Genomic DNA, 18121 nt, shown 5'->3' on the forward strand with positions numbered 1-18121 from the left:
TCAGGAGAGCAGCCCCTGGAGTGATACGTCCGGGTTGTTGATCGCCTGGGCGAGTGCGTCGCAGGCGGTGCGGAGCCGGACCTCGCAGCGGTCGCGCAGGTCCGGGTCGGCCATTTCGGCGCGTACGCCGACAATGCTGATCGCGCCGTGACAAGCCTCGTCGGGGGTGACGATCGGGCAGGCCATCGCGGCGAGCAGCGGGTCGACGGTGTCGTCGAAATGCGTGACCTGTGCTCGTACGCTGCTCAACAGCTCAGCGAGCGCCGCCGCGGCTTCCGGCGACTCGGCGGATTTCAGCTCGGTCAGATAGCGACGGCGTTCGGGCTCGACCAGCTGGGAAAGCAGAACAATCCCGGCGACCGTGGAATGTGCCGGCCATCGCTCGCCTTCCCGATCGACCAGCCGGGCATATCGTACGGACCGGATCTCCGCAACGATCCGGGTGTCGAAGTTCTCCAGCACCTGCAGGTTGGCCATCAGCCCGAGCCGATCGGCCAGCCAGCGCAGCGCGACCCGGGACATCGCCGCCAGCGAAGTGGCGTGCAGCGGCGACCGGGCCAGCTTGAGCAGCGCCGGCCCGAGCAGGTAGCGATCCGAGCCGTCCCGGGCCACCCACCCCGCCTCAACCAGCTCCGCGACCGTCCGCAGCGCGGTCGGCGGCAGCATCCCGGTGCGTTGGGCCAGGTCAGCGAGTCGGAGCGGCTCGGTGCTGTCGGCCACCACGAGGCACACCGCCAGCGCCTTGGAAATCGGGCTGCGGGTCCGCTGCTTCGCCGGCTCGGTGCTCATTGTGGGGATTGTATGGGGAGGGTTCAGTGCTGAGCGGCTCCTACGGCGGCCACGAAGCGGCCGAGCAGGGAGGGCACGTCGAGGGGGTCGGTGTAGGCCTCGATGACTCGCAAGCCGTTGCCCGCGGCTAGTGCGGTACGGAGCTCTCCGACTGTACGCGCGGGCCTGACCTGCACGTTTGGGCCGCACAAGGCGCGTACGAGTGCGGTGTGGTCCCAGTGCGCGATGTCGTTATAGACCGCGGCCGGCCCGTTGATGGCGCGTTCGATGGTGTAGCCGGCGTTGTTGACCAGCACGACAGTGATGTTCGCGTGCTGTCGGGCCATGGTGCTGAGCTCCTGCGCGGTCAGCTGCAGCGAACCGTCGCCGATCAGCAGCAGCACCCGCCGGTCCGGCGCGGCCACCGCGGCGCCGAGCGCGGCGGGCAGCGAATAGCCGATCGATCCCCACAACGTGCCGGCCAAGTAGCTGACCCCGCTGGGCAGCCGGTGGTCCAGCATCCCGAACGACGGCGTGCCCTGATCGACCACGACGACGTCTCCGGGCTGAATCGCCGCGGCTACCTCTGTCCACAGTGGATCCTGGGTGAGTTTGTCAGTGTCCGCCGCGCGTTCGCGGGTGGTGACGGTCGTTGAGTGCGTACGAGTGCCGAAAAGCTGGGCCAGCGCACGCAAAGCGTCGGCGGCGGCCACCGGACCAAAAGGCTTGCCCGCCACAGTGGCGTTTTCCGGCCGTACGACGATCATCGCCGACTCCGGCAGGACGGCCGAGAACCCGGCCGTCTCGGTGTCCGAGAAAACCACTCCGAGGGCCAGCAGACAGTCCGATTCCTCGACCGCCTCCCGGATGCCGGGACCGCTCGCGGGCCCGAGGTAGGTGCCGATCCAGTCGACCGCCTGCTCGTCGAGTTGCCCCTTGCCGATGGCGGTCACCGCGACCGGCAGCCCAAGCCGTTGGACCTCGTCCGTGAGCCCCAACCGGGCCAGCTCGTGACCGAGCAGGATCACCGGCCGGCGCGCTTTGGCCGCCAGTTTGCCAGCGGCGGTGGCGAAAGCGGCCAGCTCGCCGGGCGAGGAGGTGAGGCCGCGAATCTCGGCCAGCGCGGGCGCGGCGGACGGCAGGTCGAGCATCGGCACATCCGACGGGATGCCGATATAGACCGGCCGACGCTCGGTCATCGCGATGTCCAGCGCGCGCGTCAGCTCAACCACCGCGTTGTCCGGCGTGAGGACCGTCTGCGCGGCCGTGACCTCGCCGTACGCGCGAATCACCCGGCGCCAGTCGGCGTCGCCAAGGCCGTGGTGCACGACCCGGCCGGCGTCCAGGGTGCGCCGCGCGGGCAGGCTGCCGAGCACGACCAGCGGCACCCGTTCGGCGTACGCGCCGGCCACCGCGTTGATCGCGGACAGCTCTCCCACGCCGTACGTGAGAGAGAGCGCCCCGAGCCCGCTGATCCGCGCGTACCCATCCGCGGCGTAGCCGGCGTTCAGCTCATTGCAGTTGCCGACCCACGTGACCTCCGGATGCGCCAGAACCTGGTCGAGGAACGCCAGGCTGTAGTCCCCGGGCACCCCGAACAAATGCCGGACCCCGCGCCCGGCGAGCTCGGCCAACAGGTAATCGCCGATCTTCATCCGCCACCTCCACAACCGTCGTACGTATTACGTTAGCCGCAATACCGGTTGCGTTGAAAGAAACAGATGCATCACATCTTGGGATCGTTACGGCCCGACAAAACAGACGAAAACCGAAAAATCAGTGCAAAATTTCCCTCTAACCCACCCCCCACCCCAGAAAGGGCGGGGGTAATGAGAGCACGCGCGTACGACAAAACAGCGCGGCCTCCGCAGGTTGTCGTACCCGTGGCGGATAATTCCCCGCCCCCTCGTCGATGCGGTCAAAACGCGGGGAAAGGCTGGAGCTACTGGGAGGCGTACGAGGTGCCGACGAGTTGGCTGAGGAGGGCGTCCAGCAGTGGTTGGCCGTCGTCGATGGCGTGCTGGAGGTGGCCGTTGACCTCCATCATGATCAGCCCGTAGACGCGCATCCAGTAGTCGAGCAGCGCGGCGGTGGCGGCGACGGACAGGTCGGCCACCGAGATCGGGATGCCAGCTTCGACGGCCCGGGTGACCAGCCGCTCGCGGTAGCCGACCAGGCCGGTACGCAGCTGCGGTGGCAGGGTGTCGTCGGCCGGGACCGGGAAGGGCTGGGTCGCCCACAGCCGCATGACGGCTTCCTCGAACACCCGGGCCAGCCGGGTGGCGGCCGGATACTGGTCGGTCGGCAGCGGGCTCATGCTGGCGAACATCAGGGCGAACTCCGGTCGGTGGCGCAGCGCCCAGGTCCGCAGCTGACGGCAGACGGCGACCACCTGGGCCGCCGGCTGTGCGCCGGACGCTGACTGGGCCTTCAGCAACTCGGCCGTGAGTTCGGCCGCGACCGCCTCGCGAACCAGCCCGAGCAGGCCGTCGCGGCCGTCCGCGTAGCGGTAAAGCGCGGGTGGTGTGACGCCGATCTGACTGGCCACGGCGGCAATCGTCACCGCGCCCGGTCCGTCGGCCACCACGAGGGCACGGGTGGTGGTGACGATGTCGGCCAACATCTCCTGGCGGTGCTGCTGCCGCCGGCCGGTGACCTCGCTCATGGTTCGCTGTTCCGCCTTGACGATCGTCCCGCCCACCTTCGCAGATTCGCGGTTGGGCGGTAGTGATGCTTGCACGGTGGACGCTCTTCGTACAGCGACGACACCGTGTGCCCGGCTGGTCGAGCGGGCCGGCATCGCGCCATGGCCGGCCGCGATCCTGGTGGCATCGCGCCAGCTTGGGCACGACCGTACGCGATCGGTGCGACAGCCTGTCACTGGCACCAGGGGAACGGCCCAGTGCAGTGGTTCGGCCGCGATCCCGCGATAAGTCATCGCGGCCGACTTTGCGGCTATCGGGTCAGGTAGATGACGATCAGCTGGTCACCGGCGACCAGCTGGACGGCTTCGGAGAAAGTGAGCGTGGTCTGTCCGTCGGTGGTGCTCAGCCGACCGTCCACCGTGCGCAGCCGCCGACCGTGTCGCAGCACGCTGATCGCTACTGATCCGCAGGTCGACGCCAGCTCGGTGGCGAAGGACCGGAGGGTGAGTTTTCCGTACCTTAGCTCGATGGTGCTGGTTTGCTCGTGCGGCCGGCGAGTCTGCCGATAAAGGCCCCAGCCGGCTGCCGTGGTAAATGCGCCGGCGAAGTTTTCCGGACCGATTTTCGGTGCGAAACCAAGCTTTCCGGCCGGCCCGTGATAGCTGTAGCCGCAGGCGGCGAGATAGACGGCGTGGCTGTTCATGGCCCGGGCATAATGATCGGAGCACTCGACTTCGTTGTACGGGTTGCGCTTGGCCGCCGCGTACCGGTCATAAATCGCCCGGGTGACGGTCAAACCTTCGGTGACGTGCCCCTCGGCGATCAGGTGCGCCGCCAACTGGTATTCCTGTCCGGTCCACACCTCGTCCAGGTAGCCGACCAGCCCGGAGACCTCGGTGTCGCCGTACGGCCAGGTGCCCATCAGCGTGCCGGCCTCGCCGGGCATCGTGTAGACGCGCGGGTTTCCGTACAGTCCATGGGTTTTCACCCAGTCCGCTGGGTCGGGCAGGAAGTTGTTCTTGAAGATGTTCTTCAGCGCGATGTCGGTTTTCGCTTTGTCGAAAACCCGCGGAAGGCCGAGCTGCAAGGCATAGTTTTGGCCGTGCAGCTGGTCGATGTAGCACCCTCGGTTGGAGTTGAGGTTGTTCGGGTGAGCTGAATCCACCGGCGAGTAGAAATAGCCGTACTGGTCACTCCACATGTCGGTGCCCAGATGGGTGGTCCCCTGCGCGGCGATGTTCCGGCAGGTGGCGGCGAAAACCGGGTCGGCCATCTCGCTGGCCATCGCCGCGGCGGCCTGCAGCATCGCCACGTAAAGGCCGCTGATCCATGGAATTTTGCCGTACCAGTCCTGGTCGTCGGTGTTGCCCTGGCGGCCTTCCAGCACGCCGTCCGGAGCTGTGCCGTCCTGGCCGATCATGAACTGGATCGCGAGCTTGGTTTTCGGCCAGAGTCGGCGCAGAAAGCCGCTGTCCTCGGACATCTGATGTTCGCGATAGATCCGCAGGATGGTGGCGGCCTGACCGTCGGCGGCCCAGTTCAGATCCTGCTCCTGCCGGAACCCCATCTGCCCGGTGGTGGTGTTGAAACCTGGACCGAGATCGCCCAGCTCGCGGGCCGACCGCTCCAGTTCCGGGAACAACCGCGCCACACTGTGTGCGTACGCCCAGACGTGCTCGCAGGTCCCGACGCAGCAGTAAATTCCCTCGTCCGCGTAGAACCGGCCGCTGTCGAAATACTGGCAGGTGAGTGTGCCGAGGGTGGAGGCCGGCGCGAACGTACGCTCCAGGAACCAGTGCGGCAGCGTCGAGTCCGCGTACCAGGTCTTCACCCAGTCGTCGGTTTGCTCTATCTGCTGGGAAACCGGCACGCCAGCCACCTGGCGAGCTGATGAGAAGGTGTTTTTGTAGTGCTTGCGCAGACTCGAGTACGACTGCACGCCGGCGTAGTTCTGGCTCAACCGTGGGAAGAACCACGACAACACGAAGGTGACCGATTTCGACTGGCCAGGCCGTAGGGTCACCGGCACGCTGACCGCGCCGGTGATGGTCTGGTCGTCGGCCGGCACCTCCGGCGGGCCGGGCTTGCCGGCGAAGATCGCATCCAATGAGGTCGCGCCCGCGATGGACGGCACCACGTGCGCGGCCGGATCCAGTGCGGCCAAAGCGAAAGTGCCACCATCGGGCAGGTCTTCGTACGCGAGCAACGGCTTGTCGGTGAAGGTGATCCGGTCGCAGTTGATATGCGCCCAGCCGCCGGTACGTTGGTCGACGATTTCGATGTGGGCCGTTTTTCCCTGGTGTTTGTGCACATCGGCGGCCTTGACGGTGAGCGGCTCGGCGTTGTTCCCGGTGAAGCTCGCGACGACTTGCCCGTCGACGACCACGTTCACGCAGGTGTCACCGGCCCAGGAGCCGCCGCCGACGTTCACCGTGAGATATCGCCGGGAAATGGTGAAGTCCGGGCTGGTCAGTTTGCCGGTAGCGCGGTCGGCGAGATCGATGTCGCCCTTGGCCGTACGGAAGTCGTGCGAGGTGACGAATCGACTGCCGGTGATATTCAGTGCGCCGAATCGCTTGAAATAGTCCGGGCATTCCGCTTCGGTGACCGGGCCGGGACCAAATGCGGTGCCTTCGGCGGTCCATGGCGCGTACGTGTCGCGTTCCCAGTCCTCGAAAACGATGTCGTCCTGGATCGGGCCGCCGTCGCCGCCGTCCGCGCCGGAGAATTCCACCCCGCGCGCCGATCCGGCGGTGAACGCAGCGCTGCGCAGCTTGACCGCCTGCTGCAGCCGCGCGCCCAGGCAGACCGGCGAGTCCAACCAGCCGGCGAGAGTGGCGCTGATCGGATGGTGACCGGTGTTGCGCAGTGTGTAAGTCACGTAGGTGGCTGGAATGCTGGAGTCGGCGACCGAGGTGGGTACGAACGGTGACCGGGCTTGCAGAGTGACCGCGAGGGAACTGCCGGCATCGCGATATTCGACCGTACCGACCGGATATTGCCCGACGAACCCGACCTCGGTGAAACCGCTGGCATCCAACGGGCGAATTTTTTGTTGCCCAGCCTCGGAAACCTGGACAGCGAATCCGTTCCGGAACGGGTTCGTGGCGGTCAGCGGGTGTGCGTAATGCGGCCCGTCGCCGGTCGCGCCACCCGGCCGGTAGTACGACTGGCTGTCCACGTCCCAGAGCCACAGCTGGCCGTCGCCGGCCAGGTAGACCTGGCCCGTGCAGACCCCGCTGACCGGCATCCCGACCTTGGCCATCGCGGCCGGATCGGTCACCCTGGTCGGGACACCCCGGGCGGTCAGAGCCGCCACGAACTCGCTCGACAGGTTCTTGTCCGCCGGCACCTCGACCAGGTTCTGCGGGCTGATGTTCAGCGCCGCGGCGGCCCGTTCGGGCAACGACATCGCGCCGACGCCCATCGCACCGAGTGTGAGAAAGACCCGCCGGCTGAGGGCGGCTGGGGCGGCCTGTGGTTCATGGTCGGTGGAGGTCATGGCTGGCTCCTGCCGTACGAACACGAGAAATCGATTTCTCGCGAAGGTAACCGGGACTGACGGCAGGGTCAAGGGCGTACGACCGCTTCTGGTCAGCAGCTGGTGTGCGCGGCGCCGAGGGTCGACAGCAGCAGCGAGAGCTTGCGGGTGTCGTCTTCGCCCAAAACCTCGACGACGTAGCGCCGAAGGCCGTCCGCATGCGCGGCCTGCGCCCGCTCGGCGACATCCCGCCCAGCGGGCGTGAGCTGCGCATATGTCATCCGGCGGTCACTCGGGCAGTCCCTGCGTACGAGCAACCCCGCGTTCTCCAGGCGGTCTGCCAGCTTGGTGAACCCGCCACTGGTGAGCGAAGCCTCGCGGGCCAGCCGGGTCATCGGGAGGCCGCGCTCGTCGTTCGCCCCCAGCAGCCGCATCAGCACCTCGAACCAGCCGGCCGGGAACCCGAACTCCTCGGTGAACTCGGCCATCAGCAGTTGGTGCGTACGCGCGAACCCGTCGATGACCTGACCCCACGCGGCGATGAGATCTCGATCCGAGATGGCCGCCTGGGTGCTCATACGGGCAAGTTTACCGCGCCGGACCGCTCCGAACGTCCGAAAGCGGACCCCTGACCAGTGCTTTCAACCCGTCCGAACGGCCGGTGCCGCCGACCGAGTAGCCGACCAGAAAGCCGGCTAACGGCCAGCCGCCAGCGCGCCGCGCACCCGTCGAGAAAGGCACTCCTGTGTGCCGCGGTCACCGACTCCGCCGGCGACTGGTCGGTGAGCGTCTCGGACGGTTGAGTTATCCCAGGTCGGGGACGGAAAAATCGGCGAAGTCGAAGCCTGGCGAGACCACGCAACTGACCAGCACCTCGTTGGCCGTGCCGTCCTCGATCGGCTCGGCGGACTGCCAGTGACCGGCCGGCACCAGCAGTTGTGGGCGTTGGCCGGCGACCAGCTCACCACCCAGAATGCGGGATTCCGGTTCGGCCGGACGCTCGTCGGTGCCGCCCAGCGTCAATCGCAGCGGCAGGCCCAAATGCCACAGCCACACCTCGTCCGACCGCACCCGGTGCCATGCCGAGAACTCGCCCGGCGCCAGCAGGTAGTAGATCCCGGTGGCGCTGGATCGCGGCCCCGGATAACCGTCCGGCTGGTACGTCGCAGTAGTTCGCCAGGTCTCGCCGTACCAACCGCCTTCGGGGTGAGGCAACAGATCCAGCGCCTCAGCGGTCGCCGACCGCGAGTCCAGCGACACATACGTGCCGGTCACGTCCCGCCGGGCGTAGCGGACCTCGACGACCGCGTCGCGGTCGATGGTTCCGTACACATGCGGGAAAAGCAGCCCGGGAGTGTCGTCGGGGGACGGCGGGTCGGCGGCCTCGAGACGTACCGGTGCGGAGATTTTGGCGGTGTCCAGCACCAGCGCGACCATCGGCTCGGCCGCGTCGGCGTAGAAACGGTTCGCCACCTGGAGCATCGTTCGCTCGTCCGGTGAGCAGTGCACGAATCCCTGCGTGGGCAGCGAGTCCGCGGTGATCGGGCCGGCCTGCGACCGATACGTGCGTAACGGGAGAAGGTGGATCACACGATCAGGTGACACTGTCGACGGACCTTCCGGTGGTACGGGTGCCGAGCACTCCGACGTTGATGATCAACAGCACCATAGCAACCGCCACCACGGTGAAAACCCAGCCGGCACCACCGGAGGTCAGCACCGGCAACAAAATGAAGGGCAGCGCGCCAGTGACGATCTTCGACAGCGAGTACGCCGTTCCAGCCGCCGTGCCACGCATGGCGGTCGGGTAGAGCTCGGACAGATATACGTGGTATGCGTTGGAAAAAACGTTGCTCGCCAGCGTGTAGAGGAAACCGAAGGCGACAATCACCGCTGGCTGTCCGGAAAGTCCGAAACCGAGGCCGAAAACGGCCATCAGGGCGGCCGATCCCATCACCAGGTATTTGCGTTCCACCCGCTCGACGATTGGCACCGACAACAGCGAACCGAGCGGATACCCCAAATAAGACAGGGCGGTGTAGCCGATGCTCGCGATAATGCCGTAGCCGCGGGCGGCCAGGATAAGGGGCGCGAGTGTTCCGAAACCGTAATAACCGAAGACCTCGAGCGCGGACAGCACCCACAACATCACCGTACGACGCAAATACCGCGGGCTGAAGAGCCGGCTGATGGGTACGGCTTGGGGTTCAGCCGGCCGCAGATCCGGATCGGGCTCGGGCAGTGGGTCGGCTGCCTCGGCTTCCATTCGTGTCACGATTTCCTCGGCTTGCGCCTGGCGGCCAGCGATTTCCAGCCAGCGCGGCGATTCTGTCAGGCGGCGGCGCAAAAACCACACGACCGCGGAGCCGAGCGCGCCCAGCACGAACAGCCAGCGCCAGCCGGCGATGCCCAGTGGCGCCTGTGGCACCAGCCACAGAGCCAGAAAACCCACCGCCGGCACTCCGCAGAAGGACACCGTGTAAGCCCACGAAATGAACCGGCCACGCTTGCCGGGCGGCAGCATGTCGGACAAGTACGAGTCGGCCAGCGCGTACTCCGCGCCAATTCCCAACCCGGCGCAGAATCGACTGACAATCAGCCAGGTGGCGTTCGGCGACAGCGCGCCGAGCAGCGAGAATCCGGAGTAGATGGCCAGGTTGATCAGGAAGGCCCGGCGCCGGCCGATCCGGTCGGCCAGCCGGCCGAGCACGATCGCGCCGAGGAACTGGCCGATGAAAGCGGACGCCAGCACCAGCTTCAGCTCGGTGCCGCCGAGCGCGAAGTCCTTCTGCAGCACTTTCGCGATGGTGCCGGCGAGGAAGTTCTCGTACGCGTCGAAGAAAAGTCCGATACCGATCACCGCGGTCAGCACCCGGTGGGTCCGCAGGATCGGCAGCCGATCCAGCCGGGCGGCCACGCTCACACTCGGCCGTACGGGCTCTGAACTGCTCGTATTCGTGCTCACAGCGAACGATCATCGCGCTTGGGAGGCCAGTTACCTCATAGGTCGTGACAAATGTCCGGCCGGGAATAGGCTGGCGGCGATGAACGGATCGGCCGAACGTGTCGACGTTTCGGTGGCGCATGCCGTCTGGCTCGCCGGCGATGCGTTCGTGGACGTACGAACGCCGGATGAATATGCGCATGGCCATGTGCCAGGCGCGCTGAACATCCCGCTGGACGACCTGCCCGTACGGCTGGCGGACCTGCCAGCGGGACAGCTGGTCACCGTTTGCACACTGGGAAACAGGTCCTGGCGGGCCGCGCGACTGCTCGCCGGACAGGGCAGGGACGTGCTGTGCCTGGCCGGCGGCACGAAGGCTTGGGACGCCGCCGGCTACCCCGTTGTTCGCGTTTCGGAGGCCGGCATGCGTACGCAGCCGGGGCATCGCCGCTGGTGGCGGATCCACCGCCAGGGCTGAAAATTCGTCGGTTCCATGGACGTACCTCGGGCGTACGATCAAAGACAGCAGAGGAGCCGGAAATGATCTTCGGAATTCTGATCGGGTTCGGTGTGGCCGTGGTGCTCGGGCTGAGCGCTGGTGCGCGGGTCGTCAAGCAGTACGAGCGGGGTCTGGTGTTCCGTTTCGGGCGGGTGCGACCGGCCGTCCGCGGTCCGGGCCTCGCGCTGATGATCCCGGCAGTGGACCGGCTGCAGAAGGTCAACATGCAGATCATCACCATGCCGGTGCCTGCGCAGGACGGCATCACCAAGGACAACGTGACCGTCAGGGTGGACGCGGTCGTCTACTTCAACGTCATCGATCCGGTGTTGGCCGCGGTGAACGTGCAGGACTACCGGTTCGCGATCCTGCAGGTCGCCCAGACCTCGCTGCGCTCGATCATCGGCAAGAGCGAGCTGGACGATCTGCTCTCGAACCGGGAAAAACTCAACGAGGGCCTGGAAATGATGATCGACAACCCGGCGCTCGCGTGGGGCGTCAACATCGACCGGGTGGAGATCAAGGACGTGGCGCTGCCGGAGTCGATGAAGCGGTCGATGTCCCGGCAGGCCGAGGCGGAGCGGGAGCGGCGGGCCCGGATCATCACCGCGGACGGCGAGTTCCAGGCCTCCGCGAAGCTGTCCGAGGCGGCGAAGGTGATGTCCGCGAACCCGGCCGCCTTGCAGCTGCGGCTGCTGGAAACCGTGGTCGAGGTGGCTGCCGAGAAGAACTCGACGCTGGTGCTGCCTTTCCCAGTCGAGCTGCTGCGGTTCCTGGAGCGAGCCGGCGGCCCGGAAGTGGCGTCCGCCGTCAGGGAAACGATGAAGAGCACCCCGCCGGGAGCGGAGCTGGAGCCGGTCGACCCGAGGCCGATCGTGCTGCCGGACGGCGATCTGCCGCAGCCGCGTACGTCCTAGGACTAGAGGGCTACTTCAGACGCCGTTTGGATCTCGACTCTCATCCGCACAAGAAGCCCTGTAGTCCTAACCGTGGTGGGAGCGGGCCACGATCGCCGCCTGTACGCGACTGCGCAGCCCGAGTTTGGCCAGGATGCGGCTGACGTGCGTTTTGGTGGTCGGCTCGGCCATCGCCAGCTCAACCGAGATGTCCTGGTTGGACAGGCCGCGGCCAATGCAGTCCAGGACCTCCCGTTCGCGGGCCGTCAGCGAGTCCAGGTCGGCCCCGGCGGCCAGCTCGGCGGGGGCGGAGACCTGCGCGAACGCCGAGATCAGCCGGCGGGTGACCGAGGGCGCGATCAGCCCGTCGCCGCTGGCCACCAGTCGTACGGCTGAGACCAGCTGGTCCGCGTCGGAGTTCTTCAACAGGAAGCCGGCCGCGCCGGCCCGGAGCGCGCCGAACACGTACTCGTCGATGTCGAAGGTCGTCAGGATGAGGACGTCACAGACGCCGGTCAGCTCCCGGGTCGCCGAGATCCCGTCCAGCCGGGGCATCTGGATGTCCATCACCAGCACGTCCGGCCGCAGCTCACGCCCGAGCGCCACGGCCTGCTCGCCGTCGCTCGCCTGGCCGACCACCTGCAGGCCGGCGGCCGCGTTCAGGATCATCACCAGCCCGGCCCGGACCGCCGGCTGGTCGTCGGCCACCACCACCCGGATCGTCATCGGGTCCCCTCCGGGAGTTCGGCTCGTACGCGCCAGCAGCCGCCGTCCGCGCCGGCGGTGAAGTCCCCGCCCACGGCCGCTGCCCGCTCGGCCATCCCGACCAGCCCGGCCCCGCCGCCCGGCGCCTTCGCGAGCGGGCCGCCCAGCGGGCTTTCGACGGCGATGACCAGCGACTCCGCCCGATAGTCCAGGCGTACGGCCGCCGTCCCGCTGCCGTGCTTGACCGCGTTGGTCAGCGACTCCTGGACGATCCGGTAAGCGGCGAGGTCAATCGCCACCGGCAGCACCCGGCTCTCACCAGTGACCTTCAGAGTCGCCTCGACGCCGGCCGTACGCGCCTGATCCAGCAGTTTCCGCACGTCGTCGATCCGTGGGGTCGGCGCCAAGGAGGCCGCGCTGTCGGAGTCCCGCAGCAGGTAGACCATCTCCTTCATCTCGGCCAGCCCGTCGTTGCTGCTGCGCCGGATCACCCGGAGCACCTCGCGGACCGCCTCGGTGTCCAGGCCCGGCACCGAGAGCGCCGCGGTCGACTGGATGGAAATCGCCGACAGGTGGTTGGCGATCACGTCGTGCAGCTCGCGGGCCATCCGGGAGCGCTCGGCGGTGATCGCGGCCTGCCGGTCCAGCTCGGCCAGCCGGGCCAGCTCGTGCGACCGGCCCCGCTCGGCGGCCGCGAGGTCCCGGTGCCGGCGAATGTCGAAGCCGGTCAGCACCGGCACCACCAGCACGAGTCCGAGCTGCAGCGGGATCAGCACGGCGGCCGACGGGTCGTGGGTGAACACCAGCGTCACCGCGGCGGCCAACACGGTGAGAGCGCTGACGCCGACGAGCAGGGGACGGCTGAGTTTGCGCGGCCCGTACACGGTCGCCGCGTAGAGCACATCGGTGAAGATCAGCGGCACCGCCAGCGACGGTCCGGCCGCGAGGTCGGCCAGGAAGGCAGCCGTACCCACCGCCAGGCAGAGCACCGGCGCGGATCGCCGGAACAGCTCGGCTATCCCGATGATCGCCAGCGTGACCAGCATGAACTGCACCGGCAGGATCTTCGGGAACTCCGGCGGGGAGCTGTACGCGTGCAAGGAGAAGAGCACTCCGCCACCGGTCACGCCGGCCACCGCGATCAGCGTGTCGCGGCGGTTGAACAGCGAGGCTACCTGCACGTACCCATCACACCACTGCTGTTGGGAAGCTGCCTCAGGCCGTCGGCCGGGTCGCGGTCCGTCAAAGGATGTACGCCGGGATCGGCAGTCACGCCGACGCGATCGACGGTCCTGGGCGGGACGCTGGAAGCATGATCGTTGCTGCCATCATCGCCGGCGAGGTCGGCTTCTGGGTGTTTCTGCTCGGCGGCCTGGCCGTGCGCTACCTGCTCCGCAAACCCAAGGCCAGTGCGGTCCTGCTGGTCTGTGTCCCGCTCGTCGACCTGGGGCTTCTCGCGGTCACCGTCCTGGACCTGTCACGCGGCACCACCGCCACTCTCGCGCACGGCCTCGCGGCCGCTTACATCGGCTTCTCGGTGGCCTTCGGGCATCGGATGATCCGGTGGACCGACCAGCGGTTCGCGCATCGCTTCGCAGGTGGCCCACCGCCGGTGAAGAACCCGAAATACGGCCGGGAGCGGGTCATTTTCGAATGGCAGGACTTCCGCCGTGCCGCGGTCGCGTGGGCCATCAGCTGCGGCCTGCTCGAGCTGGCCGTTCTGATCATTGGCGCACCCGCTCGTACGGCAGAGCTGTCGGGTTGGATCTCCCGGCTGACCGTCATCACCGCCATCTGGGGGATCTGGACGGTCTGCACCACCCTCTGGCCACCCAAACCCAAGGCCCCAGCCACCGACTGACCGCGGGTCCGGTGTGGCCGGTTGGGGACACCAAGAAACTTTGGTGAAGTCGCGCGCCATTGGCCCGGCATTTTGAGGCTTAACCTGCCGTAATGAGCCTCTTCTCGACTGCTCCGACCGGCATTTTCCGACGTAAGCCCGTGGACGCGATCGAACCGGAGACCGAGGGCGGCCAGCTGGCCCCGGTGCTCGGCCTCTGGCAGCTGGTCGCGTTGGGCATCGGCGCGATCATTGGCGCCGGCATCTTCGCGCTGGCCGGCGCGGTCGCCAGTACGACGGCCGGGCCGGGCGTGCTGTTCTCGTTCTTGATCGCCGGGGTGGTGAGCCTCGCCGCCGCGTTGGCCTATGCCGAGTTCACCGCGTTGATCCCGCGAGCGGGCACGGCCTACACGTACGGCTATGCGGTGCTGGGCGAAATCGTCGGCTGGTTTATCGGTTGGGATCTCCTGCTGGAATACACCGCGATCGTGGCGGTGGTGGCGATCGGGGTTTCCGGCTATGTCGGCAATCTGCTCGGTCAGATCGGCGTTCACCTGCCGGCCTGGATGCTGGGCGCGCCGGGCACCGGTCCCGGCCACGCGGTCGACCTGGTCGCGATGATTCTCTGCTTGCTGATCGCTTTTCTGTTGACGCGCGGGATCAGGTCCGCAGCCTGGGTGGAAACCGTGCTGGTCTGGATCAAGGTCGCGCTGGTTCTGGTGATTATCGGCGTCGGGGTTTTCTATGTGAACACGCACAACTACATCCCTTTCCTGCCGTACGGATGGAGTGGCGTTTTCGCTGGTGCGGCGGTGGTTTTCTTCGCGGTCTTCGGTTATGACGCGCTCAGTTCCGCCGCTGAGGAATCAGCGGATGCCCGTAAACACCTGCCCAAAGCGATGATGATCTCGTTCGCGATTTGCATGGTGCTCTACGTGCTGGTGTGCCTGGTGCTGACCGGAATGGTGTACTACCGGAAAATCGCGCCGCAGGCCGCGTTCGCGCACGCTTTCCAGGACGCTGGTTTGCCAGGCCTGGCCTCGATAATCTCGCTCGGCGCGATCCTGGGCATCGTCACGGTGATGTTCACGTTCATGTTCGCGGTGACCCGGATCTGGTTCGCGATGAGCCGGGACGGCCTGTTGCCGCGCTGGTTCTCCAAGGTCAGTGCGCGCCGACGCGTACCGGTCCGAGTGACCTGGATCGTCGGCGCCGCGGCCGCCCTGATCGCCGGTGTGACCCCCATCAAGGAAGCTGCCGAGCTGACGAATATCGGGATTCTGCTGGCCTTCGTGGTCGTCTGCGCGGCGGTCATCGTGCTGCGCTATCGCCGGCCGGACCTGGAGCGTACGTTCCGCTGCCCGGGAATGCCGGTGGTGCCGGCGATCGGCATCGTCGGTGCGATCTGGCTGACCGTCTACCTCGCGCCGCTCACGTGGTTCCGCTTCATCGGCTGGTTCCTGATCGGGCTGGTCATCTATGCCACCTACAGCTACCGGAAATCCGTGCTGGGCAAGCAACTGCGAACCGCCGCCGAGTCACGGCTCCCCACCAACCCGTAACTCTCAGCGGGGTGAGATGTAACGTGGGGTGAAGGGGCGGGAGCTACTTGGCGGCGGCCTTGCGGGCGGCGCGCTCGCGCATTCGGTCGCGCTGCTCCTCGAACTTCTTCGCCTGACCGTCCAGCGTGGTCATGAACGCCGACAGCTCCTCGCGAGCCTTCGCGCCTTCGCCGGTCAGGTCCTCACGCTCGAAGATCTTCCAGAACCGCAGGATCGGCATCACCACCTCGTCGTGGTGCAGCCGCAGGTCATAAATGCCGGCCTTGGCGATGGCCACTGCCTGGCGGGCGAAGTTGTCCATGGTGGAGCCGGGCATCTCGAAGTTCACGACCTCGTCGCGTACGGCCTGCATGGTTTCGTTGGGCGCCCGGTCGAAGGCGGCCTTGACCAGGTTCCGGTAGAAGACCATGTGCAGGTTCTCGTCGACCGAAATCCGGGACAGCAGCTGGTCGGCGATCGGGCAGCCGGCGGCGCGGCCGGTGTTGCGGTGCGAGACCCGGGTCGCGAGTTCCTGGAAGGAGACGTAAGCGACGGCCTCCAGCATCGTCTTGTCGCCGGAGTCGTAGCCGGCGATCATGTGCGCCATCCGCAGTTCTTCGAGCTTGACCGGGTCGACGCCGCGGGTGACCACCAGGTAGTCGCGTAGCGCGATGCCGTGCCGGCCTTCCTCGGCGGTCCAGCGGCCAACCCACTCGCCCCAGGCGCCGTCCCGGCCGAACCGGGTGGCGATCTCCCGGTGGTACGACGGCAGGTTGTCCTCGGTCAGCAGGTTGACGATCATGGCGGTCTTGGCGGTCTCGTCCAGCGCCGAGTCCTCGGGCTGCCAGTCCTCGCCGCCCAGGAAAGCGAAGTCGCGGCCCTGGCTCCACGGCACGTAGTCGTGCGGGTTCCAGCTCTTGGCAAGCTTCAGGTGGCGTTCGAGGTTCTGTTCGACCACCGGCTCCAGGTCGTACAGCAGATCCGACTGGAGCTTCGGGTCTTTCGCACGGTCAGCCGAGATCGTCACAGTTTCCTCCGGGGTCATGGGGGTGGCCCACTGACGGACAGGATGGCGCTTGCGGGGCGCTAACTTACGGGAACGTAGGTGTAGGTTACGGCACCGTAGGAAAGGCCGGCTAGCTACTGAGGTAGCCATCACTGGGTAATACCGAAGTACGAGGCAATCGGGGCCCGATTGCGGCCAGAAGTCCGGTTCTGGACCCCGATTGCACCCCTCACCAGCATATTCGCGCCGACCGCCGGTCCGGATGGGTCAGCTGACCGGTTCGGCTGGTTCGGTCGCGGACAGGGTGGCCGATCCGCTCGGCCGTTCCATCAACCGGGACAGGATGATCGTGCTCTTGGTCGAGTTCACGAACCTTTCCGCGCGCAGTCCCTCCAGCGCTTCCTCCAGTTGGGAGATGTCACTGACCCGCAGGTGCAGGATGGCGTCGGCGTCGCCGGACACCGTGTAGGCGGCTACCACCTCGGGATGCCGCAGCGCCGCCCGGCGGATCTCGGCCGGGGACGTACGGCCGGCGCAGAACAGCTCGACGAAGGCCTCGGTCGTACCGCCCAGCGCGGCCGGCGCCACCAGTGCGGTGAAGCCGGTGATGACCCCCTCGGCGCGCATCCGGTCGACCCGCCGCTTCACTGCCGGAGCCGAGAGCGACACCATGATGCCGATCTCCGCGTACGAGCGGCGGGCGTCCTCGCAGAGCGACGCAAGAATCTTGCGGTCAATGGCATCGATCTGCAACGAACCGCTCCTCCAGGGCAATAACAACGGCTGTCTCGAACGCCGAGGGTAGCCGAAACTGATCATTGTGCAGACACGTCTCTCCGCTCTCCCAGTCGCCGGCCCACGGACCCCGGTGTCGCCAGCGGTCGGCTACCAGCCGGCCGCCGTCCCCGCGCGGGTGGCGACCCCGCGGACGTACCTGATGTGCCGCCCGACGTATTTCACCGTCACGTACGCGATCAACGCCTGGATGGACCCGGCGATCGGGGTCGACACCGAGCTGGCGATCGCCCAGTGGGATCAGTTGCGTCGCACGTACGAGCTGCTCGGGCATACCGTGCACCTGCTGCCGGAGCGGCCTGGCCTGCCGGACATGGTGTTCGCCGCGAACGGCGGGTTCAGCGTCGGTGGCGTCTTCTACGGTGCCCGTTTCACCTTCCCGCAACGCGCCGACGAGCGGCCGGCGCACCTGGACTGGTACGAGCGACACGGTTGGCCGGCGGTCCGGCCCGGCACCTTCACCAACGAAGGTGAGGGCGACTTCACGTACCTGCCCGGCCCCGACCTGGTCCTGGCCGGCTACGGGTTTCGTACGGACCGGCGTGCGCACACCGAGGCCGCCGCCGTGCTCGGCCGTGAAGTGGTGTCGTTGGAGTTGGTTGACCCGCGGTTCTATCACCTGGACACCGCGCTTTTCGTGCTGGATGACGAGACAATCTGTTACTACCCGGCCGCGTTCGGGGCACAGTCGCAGGATCTGCTCGCCCGGCGATTCCCGAACGCGCTGGTGGCGACCGAGGCGGACGCGCTGGCTTTTGGCCTGAACGCGGTCAGCGACGGCCGGCACGTCGTCCTTTCGGCCAGTGCCATCGATCTGATCGACCGACTCGCCGGCCTCGGCTATCAGCCCGTACCGGTCGCCGACTCCGAACTGCGCAAGGCCGGCGGCAGTGCGAAATGCTGCACCGCTGAGCTGCGTCGGTAGGCAGGCAAGCGAATTTATCGGACAAAACAACAGAAAAGAACCGGCCATTCGGGGTGAAATTCCGGTTTGTCCGCGC

At 67.1% G+C, this 18121-nt stretch carries 16 protein-coding genes and 1 pseudogene; 5 read left to right on the top strand and 12 right to left on the bottom strand.

The annotated features are described in order from the left end of the window. The 8 genes and pseudogenes from ABD301_RS14930 to ABD301_RS14965 all read right to left on the bottom strand — a co-directional run bounded on the left by ABD301_RS14930 (position 1) and on the right by ABD301_RS14965 (position 9859). Complete coding sequence (locus tag ABD301_RS14930) at positions 1-789, bottom strand: IclR family transcriptional regulator (RefSeq protein WP_344310767.1); 789 nt, start codon at positions 787-789, stop codon at positions 1-3. Positions 790-812: 23 nt separating this feature from the next. Continuing rightward, positions 813-2423 carry an alpha-keto acid decarboxylase family protein gene (locus ABD301_RS14935; protein ID WP_344310769.1) on the bottom strand — a complete coding sequence of 537 codons (1611 nt, stop codon included), beginning with the start codon at positions 2421-2423 and terminating at the stop codon, positions 813-815. Positions 2424-2710: 287 nt separating this feature from the next. Next, positions 2711-3706 (bottom strand): TetR/AcrR family transcriptional regulator, encoded by a 996-nt coding sequence (locus ABD301_RS14940; protein ID WP_344310771.1) that lies wholly within the window; start codon positions 3704-3706, stop codon positions 2711-2713. A gap of 17 nt (positions 3707-3723) precedes the next feature. Beyond that, on the bottom strand, positions 3724-6915 hold the full coding sequence (locus ABD301_RS14945) for a GH116 family glycosyl hydrolase (RefSeq protein ID WP_344310773.1): 3192 nt from the start codon (positions 6913-6915) through the stop codon (positions 3724-3726). Between the two features lie 92 nt (positions 6916-7007). After that, positions 7008-7472 (bottom strand): MarR family winged helix-turn-helix transcriptional regulator, encoded by a 465-nt coding sequence (locus ABD301_RS14950; protein ID WP_163567812.1) that lies wholly within the window; start codon positions 7470-7472, stop codon positions 7008-7010. 226 nt (positions 7473-7698) lie between these two features. After that, a complete protein-coding gene (locus tag ABD301_RS14955; RefSeq protein ID WP_279579932.1) occupies positions 7699-8148 on the bottom strand; it encodes a cupin domain-containing protein in 450 nt (149 codons plus the stop codon). Between the two features lie 51 nt (positions 8149-8199). After that, positions 8200-8499, bottom strand: a pseudogene (locus ABD301_RS14960) (DUF952 domain-containing protein); the annotation flags it as partial. Next, entirely contained in the window at positions 8489-9859 is a 1371-nt protein-coding gene (locus ABD301_RS14965; protein ID WP_344310775.1) for an MFS transporter, read from the bottom strand. The pseudogene ABD301_RS14960 and the gene ABD301_RS14965, both read right to left, overlap by 11 nt. Positions 9860-9938: 79 nt before the next feature. Here ABD301_RS14965 and ABD301_RS14970 point away from each other — a divergent pair, with 79 nt between their 5' ends. Beyond that, the gene (locus ABD301_RS14970; RefSeq protein ID WP_163567809.1) at positions 9939-10316 is read left to right on the top strand and encodes a rhodanese-like domain-containing protein; all 378 of its coding nucleotides are present in this window, start codon (positions 9939-9941) and stop codon (positions 10314-10316) included. A gap of 62 nt (positions 10317-10378) precedes the next feature. Continuing rightward, a complete protein-coding gene (locus tag ABD301_RS14975; protein ID WP_344310777.1) occupies positions 10379-11254 on the top strand; it encodes a slipin family protein in 876 nt (291 codons plus the stop codon). Between the two features lie 66 nt (positions 11255-11320). Here the strand turns inward: ABD301_RS14975 and ABD301_RS14980 are convergent, their stop codons facing one another. Then, positions 11321-11959, bottom strand: coding sequence for a response regulator (locus ABD301_RS14980; protein WP_344310779.1), 639 nt, complete (start codon positions 11957-11959; stop codon positions 11321-11323). Further along, positions 11956-13119, bottom strand: a complete 1164-nt coding sequence (locus ABD301_RS14985) for a sensor histidine kinase (protein WP_344310781.1) — start codon at positions 13117-13119, stop codon at positions 11956-11958. The genes ABD301_RS14980 and ABD301_RS14985 overlap by 4 nt, the downstream gene beginning before the upstream one ends. A 131-nt stretch (positions 13120-13250) precedes the next feature. Between ABD301_RS14985 and ABD301_RS14990 the strand changes: the two genes are divergently transcribed. Next, complete coding sequence (locus ABD301_RS14990; protein WP_344310783.1) at positions 13251-13799, top strand: hypothetical protein; 549 nt, start codon at positions 13251-13253, stop codon at positions 13797-13799. 92 nt (positions 13800-13891) lie between these two features. Next, entirely contained in the window at positions 13892-15340 is a 1449-nt protein-coding gene (locus ABD301_RS14995; RefSeq protein ID WP_344310785.1) for an amino acid permease, read from the top strand. Positions 15341-15383: 43 nt separating this feature from the next. Here the strand turns inward: ABD301_RS14995 and ABD301_RS15000 are convergent, their stop codons facing one another. Together ABD301_RS15000 and ABD301_RS15005 are read right to left on the bottom strand one after the other, a co-directional pair. Beyond that, positions 15384-16346, bottom strand: coding sequence for an acyl-ACP desaturase (locus ABD301_RS15000; RefSeq protein WP_279579893.1), 963 nt, complete (start codon positions 16344-16346; stop codon positions 15384-15386). A gap of 246 nt (positions 16347-16592) precedes the next feature. Further along, positions 16593-17072: an Lrp/AsnC family transcriptional regulator gene (locus tag ABD301_RS15005; protein ID WP_344311138.1), complete on the bottom strand. Its 480-nt coding sequence runs from the start codon at positions 17070-17072 to the stop codon at positions 16593-16595. A gap of 121 nt (positions 17073-17193) precedes the next feature. On the opposite strand from ABD301_RS15005, the gene ddaH reads away from it, so the two are divergent. Then, positions 17194-18045, top strand: a complete 852-nt coding sequence (ddaH, locus tag ABD301_RS15010; protein WP_425551949.1) for a dimethylargininase — start codon at positions 17194-17196, stop codon at positions 18043-18045. Positions 18046-18121: the final 76 nt, after the last annotated feature.

It is taken from the genome of Fodinicola feengrottensis, assembly GCF_039530045.1.
GTDB classification, from domain to species: domain Bacteria; phylum Actinomycetota; class Actinomycetes; order Mycobacteriales; family HKI-0501; genus Fodinicola; species Fodinicola feengrottensis.